The organism is Flavobacterium sp., from assembly GCF_024642105.1.
Lineage (GTDB): Bacteria > Bacteroidota > Bacteroidia > Flavobacteriales > Flavobacteriaceae > Flavobacterium.
In genome coordinates this window covers 1-2610 of record NZ_JAHEBT010000040.1, presented here as the reverse complement: position 1 = coordinate 2610, position 2610 = coordinate 1, and the positions used below count along the sequence as shown (strand labels likewise).

Annotated in this window: 1 protein-coding gene; it reads right to left on the bottom strand. The window is 34.4% G+C overall.

Annotated features, from left to right (window positions below; all coding sequences use genetic code 11):
- Positions 1-2610: type IV secretion protein Rhs (locus Q0L65_RS05335; protein ID WP_296684246.1), on the bottom strand; the 2610-nt coding region annotated here is incomplete at both ends.

Below are 2610 nucleotides of genomic sequence, written 5' to 3'. Positions count from 1 at the left end.
GATTCACCCCTAGATATTCGTAATCCTTAGTTACAGTAACATCCTGTCCTTTTAAAGTGGTTGTCTCCGTCTCGGTTTTTAAGGTTTTGGTTTGTCCTTGGAGGGTGTAGACATTAAATAAGGGCATGTTGCCATCACTGTAGATAGCAAGTGCATCAATGGAAGTAGTTACTGTGGTGTAATTATAGCTAAACAGCTCATTTTTCAACAGAGTACTACCGTTATCAAAAATTTCAACTTTTTGTTTCTCTCCTGCCAATAGTGATTGAAATACAGGTGGAGCGGGAGAAAAATTTGAAATAAACGAATTAAAGTCCAATTCAGCATACGATTTATATCCGTTAAAGTAATGCACCGTTTTACCATTGCCATCCGTTTGTTCTACTTTACCGTAACTAATTTGGGGTCCCATAAAATTAATATCAAAAGGACTACTACCTAACGAAGCGTGTTGAAAAAAACCTTGACTGAATAAATTATTTTGTTCAATCATATTGCCAATTATAGTACGAGTAAAAGACTCGGCATGTAACGGACAAATTTTTTGAACTTTCTTATAAAAATCAGTCGCTGCTAGTTCCGCACTAGTCAATTGATTGGAATTAGTTTGATTTGATAATGCAAAAAAATTGGTTTCATTGGTAAAGTCAAATGTAGCTCTAGTGGTCAATAAAGGTTGCACAACAGATTTTGCATTGGAATAGGCATAGTTCACTTCTTTTAAAGTGGTAGAATCATCATTTTGATAGTTGATTTTTTTAATTCTTAAGCCTCCCATTTCATAGTAAGGAACTTGAATTGTTTTAGGAATAAACACAGAGGTAGAAACATTAAAACAATCTTTTATCCCATAGACTTTTATGGTGTACGTCTGTCCGGGTATGAATTTTGTTGTATCCAAAAATTCCTCTGATTCTTTCATTACAAATTGGTCTTGATGCCCACTAATTAAAGCATCCAATTGCCCATAATTTTGATTATAGATAACTGTACCCGAACTATTTACAATTTCAATTGCATTATTGTAATTAGATGTTGGACAACCCGATACAGGAGAAGAATAGCCACTAGAACCCCTTGAGAGATACATTTTGATTTTTAGATTAGTACCATCATTAGGATTAATAGTAAATGTTTGACTATTGTACCCATTGTTTCCATTTACTGGTGCAATTGGAGTAACATTTCCTGTTAGCCAAATAGTAGCATCTTGTGATATGTAGCCCACAGGACTATCAGATAGGTGTGGTTCAAATTCAAAATTCACGCTTCCTTTAGTAGGGTAAATTATTTTTTGAAGCGACCCTATTTTGGCTAAACTAAAATTACTATCTCGATTATTGTTGAGATTCTGCTTATCTGTAGCATCATACTTTGCAAACAAGGATTGATTGCTAGTTTGTCCGTTATAAAACCCAAATTTATCTTGAGCAAAAGATAATTTATACGGCATTGTACCTGCATTATAAACAAAAGTATATGGTTTTGATACAGAACCATCACAACTAGATTCACTTAGTTTATCTAGCATCAATCGTTTACTATCGGAACTTTCAGAAGTGATAAGTCCAGCAGGTTTGGTGTCATTGCATAAAGAATAAGAATAGGTAAAATCAAAAGTTTTAATGCATTTTCCACTGTCTACAACACGAATTCGGTCTAATTTTTTAGCCGAGTGGTTTTCAAAATTTAAAGAGAGGTCTTCTCTATTACTATAATCAAAATAAATACTAATGGTACCAGCTGTAATGGTACTGATTACTTTAGAACTAGCATGATTAAGCATTGTGTAGGGAGTGGAAGTAGCAAAAAAATCAGAAGTGCCGCCATAGGGATTCAATGCTAAATCATAATATCTTGTTTTTTCGTCTCCACAAAGGTTATTATTGATAGAGGTGATATTGGTATAACAAAAAGAAGTCTTCGTAGGTCTATTTAAAATGATGTTTGAAAAGTCGTTATTGATATAATCAATACTAATAGTATTTGTTGTGGTAGGATTTGAAATTTCCGTTAAAAACCATGCATTAGGGATAAAATTACTACTGCTAACACCATCGTTTCTACCTTGATTGGTAAAATTTTGTTCTACAACATTACTAGCATTAGAGGTAGCTCCACTAAGTCCAAATTTATATTTTATTCCGCTAGGTGCTGTAGCAGACCAAGACCTGAAAAAATCAGGTATAAAATCTTCTTTAACTACAAAATCTGTATTCTCTAAATAAACTATTTGACGCTGATTGTTAAACACAAATTTTGCTCCTCCCTGAGGTGTACTAAAATAAAACAAATCGGGTTGAGCGTCTTGTTTTCCTTTAGCACATTCTTGCAACCAACCTATGAATTTTCCATAAGCAGAGGTACTACCTAAAGCATTATCCAACTTGGTTAAACCAAAATCTCTATAAAAACCTTTGATATTCAATTCGGTATTAACTCCATTAGCCACATAGCCTCCCTCATCAGGAGCACCTTTAACAATTCGGCTCACCACACCACCCACATTCAAACTCCAGTTTTGTCCCACCGAAGAGGCTATTGATTCTACTTTAACCCCCGAGGCATCATATTCCAAGGAGATAGGAAGGGTCATCCCTCCATATTCTA